Annotated in this window: 18 protein-coding genes; 5 read left to right on the forward strand and 13 right to left on the reverse strand. The window is 37.7% G+C overall.

Annotated features, from left to right (window positions below):
* The first annotated feature begins 69 nt into the window (after positions 1 to 69).
* Genes CH361_RS01810 through CH361_RS01830 form a run of 5 tightly spaced genes read left to right on the forward strand, consistent with a single transcriptional unit; the run spans position 70 to position 5,987 of the window.
* Positions 70 to 2,082: an OmpA family protein gene (locus CH361_RS01810; protein ID WP_100789109.1), complete on the forward strand. Its 2,013-nt coding sequence runs from the start codon at positions 70 to 72 to the stop codon at positions 2,080 to 2,082.
* A 1-nt stretch (position 2,083) separates the two neighbouring features.
* Positions 2,084 to 3,208, forward strand: coding sequence for a DUF1577 domain-containing protein (locus CH361_RS01815; RefSeq protein ID WP_100789110.1), 1,125 nt, complete (start codon positions 2,084 to 2,086; stop codon positions 3,206 to 3,208).
* A 27-nt stretch (positions 3,209 to 3,235) separates the two neighbouring features.
* Positions 3,236 to 4,549: a histidine--tRNA ligase gene (hisS, locus tag CH361_RS01820; RefSeq protein WP_100789111.1), complete on the forward strand. Its 1,314-nt coding sequence runs from the start codon at positions 3,236 to 3,238 to the stop codon at positions 4,547 to 4,549.
* Entirely contained in the window at positions 4,546 to 5,079 is a 534-nt protein-coding gene (locus CH361_RS01825; protein ID WP_100789112.1) for a phosphatase PAP2 family protein, read from the forward strand. Before hisS ends, CH361_RS01825 begins: the two co-directional genes overlap by 4 nt.
* The gene (locus tag CH361_RS01830) at positions 5,076 to 5,987 is read left to right on the forward strand and encodes a lysophospholipid acyltransferase family protein (RefSeq protein WP_100789113.1); all 912 of its coding nucleotides are present in this window, start codon (positions 5,076 to 5,078) and stop codon (positions 5,985 to 5,987) included. Before CH361_RS01825 ends, CH361_RS01830 begins: the two co-directional genes overlap by 4 nt.
* A gap of 62 nt (positions 5,988 to 6,049) precedes the next feature.
* Here the strand turns inward: CH361_RS01830 and CH361_RS01835 are convergent, their stop codons facing one another.
* From CH361_RS01835 to CH361_RS01895, 13 genes are all read right to left on the reverse strand, one after another.
* Positions 6,050 to 7,177, reverse strand: coding sequence for a Re/Si-specific NAD(P)(+) transhydrogenase subunit alpha (locus CH361_RS01835; RefSeq protein WP_100789114.1), 1,128 nt, complete (start codon positions 7,175 to 7,177; stop codon positions 6,050 to 6,052).
* A gap of 1 nt (position 7,178) precedes the next feature.
* On the reverse strand, positions 7,179 to 8,111 hold the full coding sequence (locus CH361_RS01840; protein ID WP_100789115.1) for a UDP-glucuronic acid decarboxylase family protein: 933 nt from the start codon (positions 8,109 to 8,111) through the stop codon (positions 7,179 to 7,181).
* Between the two features lie 57 nt (positions 8,112 to 8,168).
* A complete protein-coding gene (locus CH361_RS01845; protein ID WP_425268660.1) occupies positions 8,169 to 9,047 on the reverse strand; it encodes a M50 family metallopeptidase in 879 nt (292 codons plus the stop codon).
* 18 nt (positions 9,048 to 9,065) lie between these two features.
* Positions 9,066 to 11,435 (reverse strand): PP2C family protein-serine/threonine phosphatase, encoded by a 2,370-nt coding sequence (locus CH361_RS01850; protein ID WP_100789117.1) that lies wholly within the window; start codon positions 11,433 to 11,435, stop codon positions 9,066 to 9,068.
* The gene (locus CH361_RS01855; RefSeq protein ID WP_100789118.1) at positions 11,432 to 12,700 is read right to left on the reverse strand and encodes a hypothetical protein; all 1,269 of its coding nucleotides are present in this window, start codon (positions 12,698 to 12,700) and stop codon (positions 11,432 to 11,434) included. Before CH361_RS01855 ends, CH361_RS01850 begins: the two co-directional genes overlap by 4 nt.
* The gene (gene argJ, locus CH361_RS01860; protein WP_100789119.1) at positions 12,697 to 13,851 is read right to left on the reverse strand and encodes a bifunctional glutamate N-acetyltransferase/amino-acid acetyltransferase ArgJ; all 1,155 of its coding nucleotides are present in this window, start codon (positions 13,849 to 13,851) and stop codon (positions 12,697 to 12,699) included. Before argJ ends, CH361_RS01855 begins: the two co-directional genes overlap by 4 nt.
* Before the next feature lie 51 nt (positions 13,852 to 13,902).
* Positions 13,903 to 15,267 carry a HAMP domain-containing sensor histidine kinase gene (locus CH361_RS01865; protein WP_100789120.1) on the reverse strand — a complete coding sequence of 455 codons (1,365 nt, stop codon included), beginning with the start codon at positions 15,265 to 15,267 and terminating at the stop codon, positions 13,903 to 13,905.
* A complete protein-coding gene (locus CH361_RS01870) occupies positions 15,260 to 15,934 on the reverse strand; it encodes a response regulator (protein WP_100789121.1) in 675 nt (224 codons plus the stop codon). Before CH361_RS01870 ends, CH361_RS01865 begins: the two co-directional genes overlap by 8 nt.
* A 71-nt stretch (positions 15,935 to 16,005) precedes the next feature.
* Positions 16,006 to 16,386 carry a hypothetical protein gene (locus tag CH361_RS01875; protein ID WP_100789122.1) on the reverse strand — a complete coding sequence of 127 codons (381 nt, stop codon included), beginning with the start codon at positions 16,384 to 16,386 and terminating at the stop codon, positions 16,006 to 16,008.
* Positions 16,387 to 16,394: 8 nt separating this feature from the next.
* Positions 16,395 to 16,754 carry a hypothetical protein gene (locus CH361_RS01880; RefSeq protein ID WP_100789123.1) on the reverse strand — a complete coding sequence of 120 codons (360 nt, stop codon included), beginning with the start codon at positions 16,752 to 16,754 and terminating at the stop codon, positions 16,395 to 16,397.
* Positions 16,738 to 17,241 carry an RNA polymerase sigma factor gene (locus CH361_RS01885; RefSeq protein ID WP_279627931.1) on the reverse strand — a complete coding sequence of 168 codons (504 nt, stop codon included), beginning with the start codon at positions 17,239 to 17,241 and terminating at the stop codon, positions 16,738 to 16,740. The genes CH361_RS01880 and CH361_RS01885 overlap by 17 nt, the downstream gene beginning before the upstream one ends.
* A gap of 65 nt (positions 17,242 to 17,306) precedes the next feature.
* On the reverse strand, positions 17,307 to 17,681 hold the full coding sequence (locus CH361_RS01890; RefSeq protein WP_100789125.1) for a hypothetical protein: 375 nt from the start codon (positions 17,679 to 17,681) through the stop codon (positions 17,307 to 17,309).
* The gene (locus tag CH361_RS01895) at positions 17,662 to 18,849 is read right to left on the reverse strand and encodes a hypothetical protein (protein ID WP_100789126.1); all 1,188 of its coding nucleotides are present in this window, start codon (positions 18,847 to 18,849) and stop codon (positions 17,662 to 17,664) included. Before CH361_RS01895 ends, CH361_RS01890 begins: the two co-directional genes overlap by 20 nt.
* Between the last annotated feature and the right edge of the window lie 7 nt (positions 18,850 to 18,856).

Raw genomic sequence — 18,856 nt, forward strand, 5'->3', positions numbered from 1 at the left:
TTCCCCTAAAAGCCTTATTTTTCCCTTGGCAGAAAAATCCGATCGGCCGATACATAGGAGAGACGGCAGATGAAAAAATTCCTTATTTCCTTAATCATTTTGGCATTCCCACTTCTGGCCCAACCTTTACCGAAAGTGAAGGACGTAAGGTTTTACCAGCCTCTTAATACTCAAAATGTGGAATACAATCCTATTATTTCCCCAACCGGAAGATATTTGGTTTTCCAATCCAATCGGCCCGGTGGTGAAGGAGGGATGGATATTTGGATTTCAGAAAACCAAAGTTTTCCTGATCGAATGAAATTGCCAGTTTGGTCTCCTCCTAAGAATTTTCGTGAACTCAATACAACTAATTTCGAAGGAATGTTTTCGATTCTTTTTGATGAAGAGGAAAAACCGTACGAATTGTACTTTACTTCGGTTCGTGACAAAACCCAAGCCGATCCAAAAAAGAACCGAGAAGGTTATGATGGACTCAATTTATATTATACAAAAATAAACCCAAGGACTGGTCTTTGGGCTGTTCCCATTCATCTGAATGAAGTAAGTTCTCATTTTGAAGATAAAATGCCTGCTGTTTCGCCTGATGGATGTTCTATGGTATTTTCTTCAAACCGCCCTGGGGGAATGGGAGGTTTTGATCTTTGGATTTCAAAAAGAGAACCTACGACCGTAACAAAAGAAATCGTTCCTGATAAACCAAAAATTAAATGTAGGGATGGGGTTTGGCAAAAACCAATTTCTCTGGGAACAACTATTAATACCAAAGATGATGAAATTAGTCCCAATTATCACTGGGACGGATTACGATTGTATTTTAGCTCCAATCGTGAGGACAAAAATCGCAAATTTAGTTTTTACTATAGCGAATACAGTGAAGTCCAAAATCGTTTTGAAACTCCTGTTTTATTAGGCTCTCCATTTAATACCAAGCAACAACTGTCAGGCGAATCTACCGGTTTTCCTTTTGATACTCCCGCTGATTATTCGACTTATAGCCTTTGGGAAGAAAGTGATAACGAAGGGATCTCTGTCACGTTTGATGACCTGTGGTTTTACTTTTCTTCCAATCGTCCTGGTGGTGAAGGGCAATTTGATATCTATAGAACGATGGTTCCTGAGGACTTACGTCGTAGTTATGAATTTATTTTCCGAGGTCTTGTGTTAGATGGTTCTGAAGCCATTATGATTGGGCTTGATTCTACTTTAAAAATCTATGATGATACAAGACCAATCCAAGTCATTACTTCGAAACGTATTGGTGGAGACCTTTCTCTGGCAGATGCGGAGAATTTTAGAACTACCATCAAAACGGGAAAACTTTACCGAGTGGAAGTTTCTTCTCCCGGATTTCATCCCACAGAAGTACTTTTGGATTTAAGAGGGAATGTTGGGAAAGATAAAGAACAATACTCTCAAATCATTTTACAGCCCATCCGCCCAATCAAAGACGAACGACCTGATAAAACCATCCAGGGAATTCGATTCATTGTTAAAGATAAGAAAACAGATTTGGTAATTCCAAATGCTATTTGTTATTATTTTGATGATCTAACTCGGAAGGGTAAATCGTTAGAATCGAAAGATAGCCGTTTTGACTTGGATAAATCTCCTACTATGGATTTTGAAATTTTGGTAAGGGCCAAGGGATTCAAAGAAGAAACCTTCCTTTTTTCCAAAGACAAAATTCCAACAATGGAAGGGAAAGAAACGGTTCTTTATCTCCGAAATTTAAATGATTTTGACAATTTGTACAATACAATTATTTATTTCCCATTCAACGAACGGGTATTGAGTGATGAAGATAAGAAAAAATTAGATCTTTTCTCAGACTTCCTCATCCAACATAAAAATGAAAAAGTTGAAATTGGTGGACATACTGATAATGTAGGGAATAAAGAATACAATATCAGTTTGAGCGAAGATAGGGCTCTTTCGGTGTATCAGTATTTGCGACTGAAAGGTGTTCCTAAGGATCGAATGAAGGTACAAGCTTACCATTATTCGCAGCCAATAGCGGAAAATGAGACAGAAGAAGGACGATCTCGTAACAGACGTGTGAATTTCAAAAAGATAGACTAGTATGATCAATCGCGTAAAAATTCATTTCGACCAAGAAAGAGAATACCTCCCCTTAGAGGCCATTCGTGTTTTGCCTGAATTCTATAAACAGATGATGGGCGCTAGTGGATTGTATCTAAAAGGATATGACACTCTCATTCGAGTGAAGTTTAAAGGGGAGAGACCTGATGGAGCTCATATTTGGGAATTGGAAACCATTCCTGAACTTATCGAAACAATTTTTACCGTACAAGCTACCCCTGAATTTCATGTAGAAGTAGATTATGAATTAGTTAATCAGAAGGACAACCTTCTACTTGGAAAAATAATCGACCGAAGACAAACTTATGCTACAAGACGAGATCCCAGAAATGAAAAAGTGCGCGGGAATGCGGTCGCATCAAACTTTTTGGTTGCAAAAACAAATATCGATTTTTCCAAGTTAACAGGAGTTAGTTCCCAGGTAATTCTTTCTGATATCCAACGTACTGTTTTAAAAAATTTTCCTCAGTCAAAAGTGGTGTTTCTTTCTGGATCAATTCATAGTGATGAAATTGATTTGATGAAGGAACATAAAAAACCAATGTTTATTTTAGATACTGAAACCTTTGAATCTTTTCCTTCGGAAGATGTTTTTGATCCCAAAAAAACCTTCGAAGATGAGTTTTTGTTGGATGATAAAGTCCAAGAATATAAAAAGAAAAAAATCGGTTCTTATATTTATTACCCGCTATTTATACAAATGAAAGATATGCATTTTTTTGCATATCTTTCCCTCGAAACAGAAAGGCCTGGGATTCCCAGTGAAGTATTGGATCTGTTTAAAGAGGTTGAACGTACGTTTCAAGAAAGAATTATGGACTCAAACACCCATATTCTTGATGTCAAACAAAACGTACTGAACGTTTCCAGAGGCGGTGTTGCCTTGGAAATCAACGATATGGAAATTATCAAAGCACTGAAAGTGAAACCCTCATTTACTTTGGATATCAACTTCAAATTGCAGGCACCGATTCGGATGGCGATTGAATTACGTCACTTAGAAGAAGTGAATGATTATTTTAGAGTGGGTGGAAGGATCACAGGTGTCAGCGGAGATAAAAAAGCCAAAGAGATTTACCATAGTCTTATCGATTTTTTTGGTTAGTCCGCAAAGCTCAATAGGGGCCATACATTGAAAGAACAAAAGCTAACGACAGAAAACTATAAAGGTACTCGTGATTTTTATCCAGAAGATATGCGCCTTCGCAACTATCTTTTTTCAGTGATGAAGGATGTAGTAAGATCTTACGGTTATGAAGAATACGATGGACCAATGGTGGAATCTTTGGATTTATACCGTGCCAAAACCGGTGAAGAAATCGTAGGCAAACAGATTTATAATTTTATCGATAAAGGGGATCGTGAAGTAGCGATCCGTCCAGAAATGACTCCCACCGTTGCGCGGATGGTAGCTAAAAAACTGAGAGACCTTCCTCGCCCCATTCGTTGGTTTTCAATTCCAAACTTATGGAGATATGAACAACCAGGTCTTGGTCGTCTTCGCGAACATTGGCAATTGAATGTAGATATGTTTGGTGTGACTAGCCAGAGAGCCGAATTAGAGATTTTGGCTTTAGCATGTGATATTCTTTTTGCTTTTGGTGCACCCAGAAATAGTTTTAAAGTCACAATTTCTCACAGATCACTTCTCGATGAATTTTTGTTAGATGGTTTGAAGGTAAGTGCAAATCAAGCTCACGAAGTTTCTAAGATTTTGGACAAAAAAAACAAAATTACGGAAGATGAGTATATCGCTCTTGTTTCGAAAACAATTCCGAATGATCCAACGGCGGTTTCAAAGATAAATTTATTTTTAGCTGCAACTACAGAAACACTCGGACAAATTCCTGGAATCAAGGAAGAAACACGTAACACAATCCAAACATTGTTTGAAGATTTAAAAACCATTGGATTACAAGATATTATATATTTTGATCCATCCGTGGTTCGTGGGTTTGATTATTACACAGGTTTTATTTTTGAAATTTTTGATACTTCTCCTCAAAACAAACGTTCATTATATGGCGGAGGGAGGTATGATAATTTAATTGGTCTATTTTCTAACGAAGAACTTTCTGGCATTGGATTTGGGCTTGGTGATGTGACACTTCAGAACTTTTTGACTGCACATAATTTATTACCTAGTTTTGCAAATGATGCAACGGTTTATATTCCACTTCTTGACGAAGCTTCTTTTGCAGAAAATCATAACTTCGCTCGGGAATTACGAAAAGAAAAGATTGCTACAGAAGTCTCTTTGGTTTCTCAAAAGATGGGAAAACAACTTTCGTATGCTGAAAAAAAAGGATACCGTTGGATTTTACTTCGTGGCGAAGATGAAATCAAAGCAGGAACTGTAACATTAAAAGATATGGTTACACGTAACCAATGGACTTCTTCTTTTTCTGAAGCACTTCAAAAGATAAAAGAAGAGCTTTCTAAATGAATTTGATTTCTGCTATCGACTTAAAGTTTTCGATTTGGATTCAAAAAAACTTACACCACCCAAAACTAAGTTGGGTATTGTCAAGAGTGAATCGTGGAGAAATGTTCGCTCTTGTTTTGTTGCCACTTATGTTTTTAAGTGATCTTTACAAACCTGTTTACTTTAGTTTACCGTTTGTTCTAGTATTTACATATTTAACAGACCGATTGGTTTTGGTTTTGAAAAAATACTTCGCTAGAAAACGTCCCCTAGTCAGTGTTATGGGAAAAGTGGATTCCAATCCTGATATGAAACATTCCTTTCCTTCTGCACATAGTGCCAATTCGATTGTTGTATCGACAATTTTGGTTTTTGCGTTTCATGAAAGTCCATATTTCTTTTTTTTCAGTTTGTTTGCTGGTGTGGGTAGGCTTCTTACTTTACATCATTTTGTAAGTGATATTGTGGGAGGATGGATCATTGGTTTTGGAATTGGACTCATTGCAGTTTTCATTCATTATTATCTTTGGCCTTATTTTTTAATATTATGAAACATATTGGATATTTTATTTCATTTTTAATCGTTTATTTGTTCTATTTTCCGTTTAAGGTTCTTCCATATAAATGGTGTTTGGCGTATGGAATTTTTTTAACCAAACTCATTTATCCTTTAGATAAAAAACATAGAAAGGTTGCAGCGGATAATATTCGTTTTGCTTTCCCTGCATATTCGGAAGATCAGATTCTAAACTTGGTAAAGGCTCATTATCGTCATTTGGGTATCCTTCTTGCTCATACACTTTGGGCACCAAGAATGACTCGAAAATGGTTGGATGAAAACCTAGTTGTTGATGCTGAAAGTTTAAATATCGAAGAAGAAACTAAAAAACAAGGAGTGGGAGTGATTTTGATTTCAGGTCACTTTGGTACTTGGGAAATTTTAGTTCAATTTTTAGGAATCAGAATGAAGGGTGGGGGAATCTACAAAAAAGTTAGAAATCCTTTTGTAGATCAGTTACTCCGTCGGATGCGATCCAAAAACGGTGTTGTCCTTGTCCCCGTACAAGAATCCACACAGGTCATTAAACTTCTCAAACAAGGGTATTGGATTGGTTTTGGTGCTGATCAGAACGCTGGGAAAGCTGGAATTTTTGTTCCCTTTATGAACAGACAAGCATCTACCTTTGTAGGGCCGGCACTGATGGCCTATTTAACCGGGGCAAAGATGTTATACTATTCAGTGTTAGCTGGCGAGGGTGGGAAGGTAATCGTTCGAGTTAAAGATTTAGGTTTTGTGGATAAAAAACTTTATCCTTCAAAAGATGATGTGATCAGACATTATACTGAACTTTGGACAAAAACTTTGGAAGAAGAAGTGAAATTGTTTCCGGAGCAGTATTTTTGGGTCCACCGTCGTTGGAGAACCCAACCTCAACTGCAAGAAACCGGAAACAATTAATCGTTGTGAAAGGATTGGGAATTTAGAAATCCAATCCTTTCCAATTTTTACAAATCTCGGAGTTACTCTCCGAGAAGTGCTAGTGTTGGTTTGTGACGGACTACTCCATTTTCAGCAATCATACATGCATTGATGATTTCATCTTCTAAGTTAATGTTGAATTGTTTTTCTTTATTCACAAAAAGTTTTAGAAAGTTCACGATATTCTTTGCATACATTTTACTTGCATCCATTGGCTGTGTACTTTGAAGGTTTGAATTTCCGATCACAGTGATTCCTTTATAAACAATGGTTTTATCGTTTTCTGTGACTTCACAGTTACCACCGTTTACAGCCGCTAAGTCTACAATCACTGAACCTTGTCGCATAGTATCAACCATGGCTTTAGTGATGAGAACAGGAGCTTTTTTTCCTGGAATGAGAGCTGTTGTGATGATGATATCAGCTTTTTCAGCATACTTTGCAATGGCTTCTTTTTGTCTGCGTTGGTAGTCTTCTGTTTGTTCAACCGCATAACCACCAGTATTTGATGCATCAGCAGCACCTTCTACTTCCACAAATTTAGCACCAAGAGACATACACTGTTCTTTTACTTCCGGTCTTGTATCAAATACATCAACAACAGCACCTAATCGACGAGAAGTTGCAATGGCTTGGAGTCCAGCAACACCGGCACCTAGGATGAGAACTCTGGCTGGAGTGATCGTTCCGGCTGCAGTGGTTAACATTGGGAAAAAGCGACTGTAGTTAGACGCAGCAAGTAAAACGGCTTTGTATCCTGATACAGTTGCTTGGCTACTGAGAACATCCATAGATTGTGCACGAGTGATTCGTGGAATGGTATCCATAGAGAAAATTTTAAAAGAGGCACTTGCAACTTCTTTTACTTTTTTTGGGAAAGCGAGAGGGGAAAGAGTTGCGATGTAAATTTTATCTTTGCCAATTTTTTTGGCACTTGCTTCATCCAATGTATGAATAGAAACTACAATGTCTGATCCAGAAAGAATCGCATCTTTGGACTCCACCGTTGCACCAACATCTTTGTAATCTTGGTCGGAGAAAAACGCATTGTCCCCTGCAGTTGTTTCAACCGAAACAGTGAAACCTAACTTTTTTAGTGGATCAACAACATCAGGAGTGATTGCCACTCTGTTTTCATAAGATGGTTCTTTAATTACGCCTATTTTCATTTTATACTCTTTTACTAAAATATTCGATGGTTTTTTTTACGCCTTCTACGAGAGGGACGGTCGTTGAATAATTCAATTTTTCTTTCGCTAAACCGAGGTTTGGTTTTCTTCTTGTTGGGTCATCTTGTGGAAGTGGTAGGTAAATGATTTTTGATTTACTTCCTGTTTCTTTGATTACGAGTTCCGCTAATTCTTTTACAGTGAATTCGCCATCGTTTCCTAAGTTCACAGGTCCAATGAAACCGTCTTTGTTCATCATGGAAATGATCCCACGAACTAAATCATCAACATAACAGAAAGAACGTGTTTGGCTTCCGTCCCCATATATCGTAATGTCTTCACCGCGTAATGCTTGTACGATGAAGTTACTCACCACACGACCATCATCAGGGATCATTCTTGGGCCATAGGTATTAAAAATACGGATGACTCGGATGTCCACCCCGTGTTGGCGGTGGTAGTCGAAACATAATGTTTCAGCGACTCGTTTCCCTTCGTCATAACAGCTACGGATCCCAATGGTATTTACATTTCCCCAATAGGATTCTGTTTGTGGGTGTTCGAGTGGGTTTCCGTATACTTCCGAAGTACTGGCTTGGAGGATTCTCGCCTTCACCCGTTTGGCAAGCCCAAGCATATTGGTCATACCCAAAACATTGGTTTTGATGGTTTTGATGGGATTACTTTGGTAGTGAACGGGGGAGGCAGGGCATGCCATATTGTAGATCTCGTCTACTTCCAATTTGATTGGGTCCGTGATATCGTGTCGGATCAGCTCAAAATTTGGATTTGAGAGAAGGTGAGTTAGGTTTTCTTTTCGTCCGGTATGGAAATTATCCAAAACGATGATTTGGTTCCCTGCGTTGAGAAGAGTTTCTGCCAAATGAGAACCGATGAATCCGGCTCCACCTGTGATAAGGATTCTTTTTGCCATTGAGATTCTATATTTATGAAGTCGGTGTCCTCGGCAAATGAAAATTTGCGTGAGGCCTTAAGGACTATTGTCTTTGGGAGGGAAGTCTTGGAACAAATTTGGGGGCAAAACGATCCCACTTTCAGGATCCACACCTCGTTTTTCCAGCCAGAGTTTTGCCTCAGGGGAAAGGTCACCAGGGAACCTCTCAAAAGACTCTTCCATTTCCGGAATTTCATGAGATTCTTCATGGCTGAGCGAACTTCGTAGAGACATAAAAATAATTCCGATGCTAAGGAGTGACCAAAGGGTCGCGATCATATAACCAAGAATGACCACAACAGTCGGGACTTCCTGATTTTGCAAATCCTCGGGTCCAAGACCCGCCATCCAAAAAGCTAGGATTCCTGCATCGGTTTCTGTGAGTCTTTCCGCAAAGTCAGAGAGATCATACAAAGAATAGAGGGAAATACTTGTACCTAAAAAAACCAAGGAGAGGATGGATATCGTCTCACCTAACATTCCTGTAACGAGAATTCCCACACCCCAAAAGATACCCGTAAAGTAAGCGAGGTCTCCTAATTTGGAATACAATACACTGACGGAGATAAGAAACAATCCAAACAAAATCATTGTTTGGCGAGCATGGCGACCTTGAAATCCTAATCGGAGTAAAAATGCCCCGACAAGGGAGGAACCAATGTATCCTGCAGAAACTACCAAAATAAAGGAACCGCGAAAAGAAGCAGGAACCGCAATAGTTTCCCCACCTTCGTTTCCATGAAGCGCTATTCCTTTCACAACTCCGCCACTAAAGAGGGCGGCTGTGGCATGACAAATTTCGTGAATGAGTACAACAAATTCTTTGAGGTAAGATGTGAATTGGTGGTCCCAAAACGCCACCAAACTCAGAATCAAAGATAGAAAAATGACAAACTTAACCGGTTTTTCTGCCATCATCAGTTTCAGTATCGGCTAGTTTGGTGTAAAAGAAAGACCAATAAATGTAATATCATCCGATTGTTCTCGGTTCCCGCGAAAATTTGCCATTTTCGTTTCTAATAAGGGAGGGATTTCTTTTACGGTTTTTTGGGCGTTGAAATGCAAAAATTCAATTAATGTTTCTTCCCCGAAAATTTCATCTCGTTCACTAAAGGCTTCCGTGATTCCATCGGAATAAAGAAAGAGTTTGGTTCCCGGAAGTAGTTTTAATTCTTGGGCATGGTAATCGGTTTCTAAAATTCCAAGAACCCGTTGTGTTTTAGAATGTAATTTGATTTGTCCATCGGCTCTCATTTCAATGAGAGAAAGATGTCCAGCATTCACATATTTAAAAATATTTTCTTTCGAATCAAAAATTCCACCGAGTAAGGTCATAAACTCGTTTCCTTTGTAACGAGCTCGGAAAAACGAATTGATTTCACGGAATAATCCTTCGAGAGATGTACCATTACGAAGTTGTTCTCTAACAATTCCTTTAATAGCACTGACTAAAAATCCAGTTCCAAGTCCGTGACCTGCCACATCACCTAACAGTACAATCATTTTTGTTTGAGAAACGGGAATGATATCTAAGTAATCACCTGAAATTCCCACAGCGGGTTTAGAAATGTAACCATAATCAATCCCTTTAACCTCACTAGGTAAAATGAGTCGAAGTGTATTGTCTACGATAGATGCAGTTTGGATATCACGAACTATTTTACGTTTTTGAATTTCGTCTTCTAACAAACTATAATTTTCGAGTAACAGCCCTGAAATTTTAACAACTTCATTGATGAATTTTAATTCTCCAATGGAGAAATATTTTTTATCTAACTTCTCTCCAATGAGAATCATTGCCTGAATGTTTTTTCTGTTCGAAGAAGAATCATAAGAAGGAAATGCTAACTGAACGTTTAATCCTTTTAGGAAATTATATAATGTTTCGCGTAAACCAATTCCATATTCGAGATGTGAGGTGACGGTGACACGGTCAGTGCTTGTGAAATAATTCCAAATTTCCGATTGGGAGGAGATCCGAACAAAATCAATGTTTTTGAGATCAGTACTTGCGAACCGGTCTCCCGGAATTAAGATGATGATATTGGAAACACTTAAGGTTTCTCTCACGGTGCGAGTGATGGTCAGGATTGTCTTTCGCATCGAAAGCGGAGAAGATAAAAGAGCTGTGATTTTATTGATTCCTTCACTTAACTTTGGGTTTTGTTCAAAGAACCAATAATCAAAGAATTCTTTGACTCGTAATTTCAATGGAATGAGATAAGCGGTGACAAGGAATAAGTAAATAAGATTAAACACCCAACGGTCTTTTAGGTAACGAATGGGAAGAATAAAATCTAAAATAAAAATAGATCCAATATAGGTTCCAAGAATGATCGATACCAAAATTAAAGTGACAATACTTGGTGTAAAAATCACGAGAGAAGGAACAAAAGTATATCGGTATGTTCCGTAAAAGAAAGAAAGGATAAACAAAAGATAGGTTACAACAAAAAGAGATCTGTGTACAAAAAACCAAGGATATCCATCAAAGAATAGAATACTAATTGGAAGTGCCACATACAAAAAAATAGAAAATACTAAAACAATTCTTTTGAGAAGAGCCTCTTCTTGTGGTTTAGATTTAACAATTTCATAAATGTTTGCAACGATGTTAACAGAACCAAATAATACAGTGATTGCATGAGCAACTAAAACAATTCTTTCGATCAGTAACATGTCGTACTTTTCTTGAGATGCGATCATTGCCATGATAAAAGAAATTAATATTTGCGGTAATAGCCATTTGGAATTGATTTCTTTGCCGCGGAGCCTATTGATTAGGTGGTATTGTAAAAAACTTCCTAAATAAAGGGTTAGGATAAATAAAAATATGGAATTTTGGAAAGTAAGGACAAAAACATTGGAAAGGATGACAAGACCAAAGTTAAAGAAAAAACCAAATATCAAAGCATCTCTTGTAGAATAATAAAAATATACTGCGATTGCTAAACTAAAAAATGCTAAAAATAAATCAGAAAAAAATACTCCTAAAACATCTGTTTTGCGAATTGTTTTTAGTTTAAAGTTTTCTTCATAAATATTTCCTTTATTGTCTTTGATATGTAAAGGATAAGAATCGATGTTTGAGAAATCAGAGATGGATTCAAAATTTTCTAAATCTTCTTGAACAATAGTATTTCCCCAGTGGGCCCGATTTCCTTCGCCAATATTTACAATGAGACCTGAAGGGTAATGGTAAAAAGGCAGTCTTTTGGTATTGTTTTGAAATCCAATAAAAGCAAAAAGAAGGATCAAAAAAAATAAAAGAGAAGAGAGTATGGTAATCGTAAGTTCTCTCATTTGATTTCTGGCTCTTCGAAATTAAATTTGAGTAAGGGTTCTCCGCGTTGTTGGATGATGATAGGACCTTTATCCATATTGATCATATTTTTCCATCCCATACTTGCTACAACTTCCTCAGCATTTCTCGTAATTCGGAATTGTTTTCCCTCTTGAACAATATAAAGTTCAGAGTGTCCAATTTTTCCTATAATCAGCTCATAGTTTTCTTTCCAGTCTAACTTTTGAAAGGTGGATTGGATTAAGGATTTGATATCGGAAAAACCTTTTAAAATTCTGAGTCTGGATTGGGAATACACAACTCCTAGGATATAAGAAAGGATAATACCAATATGTTGGTAAGATTTTCCTGCGTTGAGGATAACAAAAAACCAACTGCCATCTTCTACTTGAAAGAATTCGATCAGATTTCTATTGGTTCTTTTGAAAGCTGTGATTTTCCAACCTAGGAGTTCAGGAATGGTTCCTGTTTCCAAAAGGTTTTGAACACGTACTGCATACTCAGCTTCTTTTTGGTATTTTTTATTTTCTGAAATATGATAAGAAAGAATATGATTATGGATGGTTAGGGCGGATTGACCTGCGAGTAATGACAAACTGTTCGCAGCTTCCGCATTGGGTATATTAGATACGGCAATAAACCCAAAAAGTTTTTCCCTAAAGATAAATGGATAAATGTAGTTCGCATGAAGTTCCATGAAGTCATTGTTTATGTTTTCATGTGAATAGGTTTCAGCAACGGATGCTCCATTTCTTTTGGTGAGTAAAAAGGATTGAAAACTTGTTTTTACAATAATGTCCTTTGTGGGACTTAATTTTTTTTGACGACCACGAAAGTAGGAGTGAAAGGCAAAGGTTCCATTTTGCGTGAGTACGGCCATCGTTCCCGAATGGCTTCCTGTAATTTTTACCATATCAGGAAAAACATTTTTAATTAAAGCGTCAAAGTTAAATCGTTTGATGGCTTGTCTGTAAGACTCTGCGTCTTCTGTTAGGTATTCCGAAAGAAACCTTGTCCTTATGTAACGGGTGAGTCTTTCGATAATGGGTAAATATAAAATCAAAGCGAAGGCACTGGTTAATAATAAAGCCAGTTCCAAATGATAAGACATTTGTTCTGGAATTTGTGAAAGTATCAAAAAATAAGAAAGATATACAAGTAGGATAAATAAAGTACGTGTGAAAATATTGGTTACCGAAAGTTTTAATTGATAACTAGAAGGTAAAAAATATTTTAACGAATTTTTGAACTTACCAGAATTCATGTTGTGTAGTAGGCGTTTTCCTGGATATATCCTTCTGTGAAATCGCAACTCCAAAATGTTTTTTGGAAGGATCCTGTATTTAATACAACAGAGATTTGAATTTCTTCATTCGATTTTAAATATTCGGCTAACTTTGTTTTGGTGTCATTATCGGCACCCTTAACTGCGATTCCACCTAATTGAATTTCTAAAGAGTCATAAGGAATTGGTTCATCAAAGACTTTTCCAATTGCCATCACAAATCTTCCCCAGTTGGGATCTCCACCATAAATGGCAGTTTTGACCAGTGGTGAATTGAGAATGGATTTTCCGATTTTAGTGACTTGTACATCATCTCTTCCATGAGAAACGGTAAGTTCTATCAGTTTGGATGCACCTTCTCCATCGCGGGCAATCATCTTGGAAAGGTCAGTGGCAATTTCTCTCAAATGAGATTCAAAGACGTCATCGGGAATGGTTCCGAGAACTCCAGAACACATTAGAACTACAGTATCGCTTGTGGATGTATCGGAGTCGATAGTTACACAGTTATATGTTACATCCACAACTCGTTTTAAAATTCCTTGTAAGTCTCCTGATTCAGGAATGTAATCGGAAAGGATATAGGACAACATGGTGGCCATATTTGGTTCAATCATTCCGGCCCCTTTTGCAATCCCAAACATTACACCTTCACTGGTTTGGTTTGTCATGGTTCGATAAGAAATTTTTTTGCGGGTGTCGGTAGTCATAATAGCTTCTGCTACTTCTTCTAAATTCCCCGGTTTTAAATCTGCTTTTGCCGTAGAACAAGCATTAAGGATTTTTTCTATGGGAAGGGGAACGCCAATCACTCCTGTGGAGGAAGGAAGGATGTCTTTGGCTGGGATTCCCAAGGATTTTCCGAGTTCTGTACAAATGGCATAGGAATTTTGAATTCCTTGTTCTCCCGTTGCCACATTGGAATTTTTGGAATTGATTACGATTGCTTGGAGATATCCGTCTTTGATATGGTCGCGGCCCACATAAATGGGAGCACCTGGGAAATTATTACGGGTGAATACAGCTGCCGCCTTACATCGATTTTCTGAATAAATGACCGCAAAATCTAAGCTCGAGTCTTTGATCCCTATGTTTTTGCCGAAGGAATAAAATCCCAATGGAAACTTCATAAATACCTACCGGATACCAATATTCTATCCGGTGACTTCCCTTACGAGAATCTATTTTTTGGGAAATTCAAAGGTAAAAATGGAACCCCCTCGGGGGTTCGGGGAAACAAAAACTTCTCCAGAGTGTAGTCTTGCGATGTGTTTGACTATGGAAAGACCAAGTCCTGTTCCACCTTCTTTTCGAGAACGGTTGGTATCGACACGGAAAAAACGTTCAAAAATACGGTCTGCATCTTCTGCAGAAATTCCAATTCCGTGATCAACTACCTGGATTTGGTTTTTGTTTTCTGTCGACGTAGCCCTTACAATCACACTGGAACCTTCTGGACTATAGGCGGAAGCGTTAGAAATCAAATTCACCAGTAGATCTTCGAGGAGGAGGCGATCCGCTTTCACCCGAAAGTCTAGTGGGATATCCAAAACCAGATTTTGTTTTTTTTGGGAATAGATCACACCCAAAGACTCAGATACATTTTTTACTAGTTCCGACAGAGAAAAATCAGTTAGGTTTAGTATTGTTTTATGACTTTCCAAACGCGATACCGTCAGCATGTCTTCAACAATTCGAATTAACCTTTCTGTATTTCTAAGGATGGCATCTAAAAATTTTCTTTCATTTGAATCTTCTGGAAGTTTGAGTTTGTATTCCAAAGTTTCTGCATAACCTTTAATTGATGTTATGGGAGTTTTTAATTCGTGAGAAGCATTTTGGAAAAATTGTTCTCGAATGAGTTGGTTTTGTCTATCTTCTGTAATGTCTGATAATACACCAATATACAATTGAATTACCGAGTCAGATTTAATTGGATAAATACGAGCGGTATAAAAGTGAATTCCGTCTTGAAACTCCGTTTTTCCTTCCACACCATGATGGATTTTTTCTTTAATAAAACTGAGGAGTTCTTTGTTTTTGATCGAAGGAATATAGTCTTTGAACTGAGAATTTTTTACAATTAAGGTATCAGAAATATTTCGATTCAGAAATAGAAATTTTTCATTTCCATCAATCGCAAAGACACCTTCTTTTAAATTCTGTAGTAGGTAGTTGAATTTTTCTTTTTCGACGGTAAGATCCAAAAATTGGACTTTAAGTCGTTTGGCCATTTCATTGATAGACAATGCAAGAGTTGCCAATTCACGGATATCAGGAGAAGATAACTCGACTCCGAAGTCACCAGCGTTGATTTCTTTGGTTTTTTTCTCTACGGCTGCCAGTGGATCTGTAATCCGCATTGCAATGTTAGTTGAGGTATAAAAAGTACCAAATATAGAAATCAAAACAAAAGCAAATAGGATGAGAGGGCGTACTGCGGGTACAACTAGATCATAAATGAAAAACACACCCAAAGCTAGGGTCAGTAAAAGAAGTAAAAGACCCCAGTTGAGTAAAAGTAATGTAGAAAAAAAACTACGCATCTCGGAATCGGTAACCGACCCCGCGTATTGTTTCTAATCTTTCTTTTTCAGAAAGTAATTTATCTCGGAGACGTTTGATGTTTACGTCAACGGTTCTGTCGGTGACAAATACATCCTTTCCCCAAATCCGATCGAGTAGTTTGTCTCTGGAGAAAGCAACGCCGGGGTTTCCAGCAAATAGTTGTAAGAGTTTAAATTCGATTAGAGTTAAATCAATTTCAGTTCCTTCTACAAAAACTTTGTGAGCTGTTGGATTGATTTGGATTTTCCCAGTAGAAATGGTTCCTTGGACTTCCCCGGTTGGATCTGTAGTTCTTCGCGTAACGGTTCTTACTCGGGCAACTAATTCCCTGATGTTAAATGGTTTACGAATGTAATCATCAGCACCGAGTTCCAGCCCAAGTACAACATCGGTTTCCCCGGTTTTTGCGGTTACCATCAAAATGGGAATATGAGGGTATTTTTCTTTAATGCGTTTGCAAAGATCCATCCCACCAATTCCCGGTAACATCAAATCTAATATGATTCCATCCGGGAGGTGTTTTTCTAAACGGGGGAGAACTTCCATCCCATTGTGACAAACTTCAGTCTGAAATCCTTCTTCCTCTAAATGGAACTGGATGAGTCCTGCAATGTCTTCTTCGTCATCTACAATTAGTATTTTCATGAATTATTCCAAAAGTAACAGGGATTCATTACAAAGAGAATACAAAATGATTACAATGGAACGATATCTATCTATTTGCCAAGCATTTGGTTGATGTCTCGGATGGCTTGTCTTTGGCGGAGTAATAAAAACCCAAGAAATCCAAAAAATAAAAAGAAGGCAAGTCCATACACCCAAAGTAAGGAACGTAGACGTGCCTGTTCTTTTTCAATAGCTTGGATTTCTTCCAAGTGGGAGATGAGGAAATAGAAATGGTCAGCTTTTGCGTAGGATTTTTTGACCTCAGTTCGGAGTTCCGAGACGAGAATTTTAGAATCCTCTTTGGAAAGGGATTCGATCAAAGGGAGTGCCTTGTCTAAATCCATTTTTAAAAACTCTTCTCCTGACGGCAAAGCCTCGGCAGAAAGGGAAACGGTAAAACTAAGAACTAGGAGAACAAATAGACCTTTCACGAATTACTTTAAACCTCTTCAAATCCAAGTTTCTCTTTCCATTCATTCAGAAAAGGAATTCTTGTGTTGAGAAGTAAAAAGCCAAGCGCGAGAGAGTAAAAACAGAAAAACAAACTGGAACTTATCAAAAGAGGCAAAAGTAATCCCGTATTTTCCTGATAAATTACAGAGACAAACATTGTCCCGATCGGAATGAGAAATAATAGGATCGAAAGACCTAAAGAGGAAAACAAAAACTTCAAAGGCAAAATTTGCCCTAACACTCGCAAGCGGATGACAGCAGGCGCTCCCGAATGTTTTAAAAAAGGATCTGGGTGGTCAAATGTGTTCACAACATTTTTAGATTTAGAATTAACCTTCGATTTCATGTGACCACCATTTCCTCAAAAGATCTTTCCCTCTGGAGATATGACTTTTAATCGTACCTAGTTTGATATTTAGATCGGAAGCAATTTCTTTCAAAGGTTTGTTTTCAAAGTAATGCAAGAGAATGGGCATTTGGTATGATTTCGGTAATTTGGAAATCAAAGATCGTAAAGTATTACTTGTTTCTTCTTTATCCAAAATTTCCGCAACGGAAGGTTTTGACTGGTCGGCCACAGAAGAGATATCTTCTTTCCAATCGGTAATGGGTAATTTTTTCTTTTTAAAAACTTTTGTTAGGCGAAACCTTGCGATTTGAAACAACCAAGTAGAAAACTGAGATTCTCCTCGGAACTGACTGAGAGATTCGTATGCTTTTAAAAAAACTTCTTGGGTGAAATCTTCTGCTTCTTCGTCTGTGAGGAAGGCTTTTTTTGCCTGGGAAAATACCATCCCTTGGTATCGTTTCATTAGGACTTCGAATTGGGACACATCTCCCCGTAAGACAGATTGGATAGAGTTCCAATCTTCTTCATTACAGATGCGTTTTGTCGATTCTACCGACTCATTTTGTAGAAGGTCAAGAGACCGAGTCCAATTGCGAATGGGATTAACCCTCCTAACATCGCCATAGAACGACCTAAGACGAGTATAAATACAAACGATAAGGCAAAACCAGTGAATGTCAACAAAAGACCCAGGAAAAATGAATACAATCTGATGTCAAAACTCCAAGGTTTGTACTGGCCTGATTGGATGAGGGCCATTTTTTGTTTATGCCACCACTGAAACAAAAAAAACAAAAGTGTGGTTCCAAAGATGATCCCTATATTGGGAACTAAATACAAAACCAAACGATAAGGATCAGAACCCCCGGTTTTTTGAATTTCTGATAATAATTTTATAATTGTTTCATATTGTTCTGGAGTCATACACAGCCTCTCCAATTAAATTTGATGCATACGTACTCAGTAGAGACATCCCTTCTGATTTGTCACATTGGAAAATCTGTATTCCTATATTTGTTGTGTCGGATTCCCCTTTTTTTAGACTCCTGAGACTTCCATAAAAAGTATAAGGGGAAGAGTTAATCACCATTTGAAAGGACACAGGAGATCCTAATGTTCTGTTTTCAATACTAGTGCCAGCGGGTAAGGCCATACTAATTCCACGTCCGTCTTGGCTAATGTCTCTAACGGGTGTTGTGCGAATAATAGTTTCCCAATCTTTTGCGTAAACAAACTCTAATTGGAATACAAATTCCTCCGCTTTTTGTTCTAAAAAAGTAAGTAAGGGTCCAATCCCTTCTGGTCCTTCAATATCCGATTGTAAGATTGGATTTCCTAAGTCTGGTAAATTACTAATAATTTCAAAATATCCGAGTAATACTTTTCCATTAGAGAAAAATGGAAAAATTAAAGTAGATTTTGTATTGTTTAAAAGTAGGGAATCTAAGTAAGATCGGATATAAATTTCGGTCAATTTTTTGGGGCTGTAAAAACTTCTATCTGTATAAAAAATTCTACGATTCGCATCACGCACATAATACGGTGCTTTCGAAATAGCAAGGGCCTCCATCAGTTGTGTATCTACAGCATAATAAAATCCAATTTGTACTTTTTTGATAAAGTAACCATAATTTGTTAGTGTTTGTTCCAAGTGGACTTGCCACTGGTTTAAGGTTTGGTTGATGATAGATGTTTTACCATAAATAGAAATAACGGTTCCTAAATCTGCTGTTTGTGCCATTTTGATTTCATAAGCTGAGATATCTTCTATCGTAGCTCGTTTAGCAGAACGTTCTAATGGTTCAATGAGAATTTCATATACTTGGAGAAGGTCATCTTGGTAGGGATTGACTGGTTTGACACGGAGTTCCACTCGATTTTCTTTGAGAACACAAACGAGTGATTTGGGTTTGGTGAGTAGGGGTTCTGATGCAACGATTGTAAAATGAACGGACTTCATGATATCGTTGACTGCCACAGGATTCTGGAGAGTAAATTTTTGTTTAGAATCTCGCTCTTGCAGGACAGTTGCTGTCAATTTGGAAACAATCCCTAAAAGTGTCCTTTGGTCAGTCAGTCTGTATTTTTTCATGTCTAAG

The organism is Leptospira brenneri (assembly GCF_002812125.1).
GTDB lineage: Bacteria > Spirochaetota > Leptospiria > Leptospirales > Leptospiraceae > Leptospira_A > Leptospira_A brenneri.

Bases quoted from the DNA above. Each gene is read 5' to 3' on its own strand.
- CH361_RS01830 (WP_100789113.1), top strand. From the start codon at position 5,076: ATGAAACATATTGGATATTTTATTTCATTTTTAATCGTTTATTTGTTC.
- CH361_RS01825 (WP_100789112.1), top strand. From the start codon at position 4,546: ATGAATTTGATTTCTGCTATCGACTTAAAGTTTTCGATTTGGATTCAA.
- argJ (WP_100789119.1), bottom strand. From the start codon at position 13,851: ATGAAGTTTCCATTGGGATTTTATTCCTTCGGCAAAAACATAGGGATC.
- CH361_RS01835 (WP_100789114.1), bottom strand. From the start codon at position 7,177: ATGAAAATAGGCGTAATTAAAGAACCATCTTATGAAAACAGAGTGGCA.
- CH361_RS01865 (WP_100789120.1), bottom strand. From the start codon at position 15,267: ATGCGTAGTTTTTTTTCTACATTACTTTTACTCAACTGGGGTCTTTTA.
- CH361_RS01895 (WP_100789126.1), bottom strand. From the start codon at position 18,849: ATGAAAAAATACAGACTGACTGACCAAAGGACACTTTTAGGGATTGTT.
- CH361_RS01810 (WP_100789109.1), top strand. From the start codon at position 70: ATGAAAAAATTCCTTATTTCCTTAATCATTTTGGCATTCCCACTTCTG.
- CH361_RS01815 (WP_100789110.1), top strand. From the start codon at position 2,084: ATGATCAATCGCGTAAAAATTCATTTCGACCAAGAAAGAGAATACCTC.
- CH361_RS01880 (WP_100789123.1), bottom strand. From the start codon at position 16,754: ATGAAATCGAAGGTTAATTCTAAATCTAAAAATGTTGTGAACACATTT.
- CH361_RS01850 (WP_100789117.1), bottom strand. From the start codon at position 11,435: ATGAGAGAACTTACGATTACCATACTCTCTTCTCTTTTATTTTTTTTG.
- CH361_RS01855 (WP_100789118.1), bottom strand. From the start codon at position 12,700: ATGAATTCTGGTAAGTTCAAAAATTCGTTAAAATATTTTTTACCTTCT.
- CH361_RS01870 (WP_100789121.1), bottom strand. From the start codon at position 15,934: ATGAAAATACTAATTGTAGATGACGAAGAAGACATTGCAGGACTCATC.
- CH361_RS01845 (WP_425268660.1), bottom strand. From the start codon at position 9,047: ATGGCAGAAAAACCGGTTAAGTTTGTCATTTTTCTATCTTTGATTCTG.
- CH361_RS01890 (WP_100789125.1), bottom strand. From the start codon at position 17,681: ATGACTCCAGAACAATATGAAACAATTATAAAATTATTATCAGAAATT.
- CH361_RS01840 (WP_100789115.1), bottom strand. From the start codon at position 8,111: ATGGCAAAAAGAATCCTTATCACAGGTGGAGCCGGATTCATCGGTTCT.